Below are 217 nucleotides of genomic sequence, written 5' to 3'. Positions count from 1 at the left end.
CTCAAAAGTTTCTCTGTGTGGTAAATTTATCGGTCTTGAATCAATGCCGTAAGTAATAAACAGCTTTGTGTTTTTCTTTTCAAGAAAGAATTTTATTGCATCAAAATACTCCATTGTCGCTTTGCGAATCCAAGGACTTTCTATGTAAACTGCTAACTCGGCAGTGAGAAGAGCTTCTCTGATAAGTTCCTTATGCTCAAAAGTTGAAATGTCTTTG

General features: G+C 35.5%; 1 protein-coding gene. It reads right to left on the bottom strand.

The window, feature by feature from the left end:
• Window positions 1–217, bottom strand: a 217-nt coding sequence (locus CWB99_RS24500) for a hypothetical protein (RefSeq protein WP_212748550.1), incomplete at both ends; no start/stop codon positions are given.

It is taken from the genome of Pseudoalteromonas rubra (assembly GCF_005887095.1).
GTDB classification, from domain to species: Bacteria; Pseudomonadota; Gammaproteobacteria; order Enterobacterales; family Alteromonadaceae; genus Pseudoalteromonas; species Pseudoalteromonas rubra_E.
This window is presented reverse-complemented; position numbering and strand designations above follow the sequence as displayed.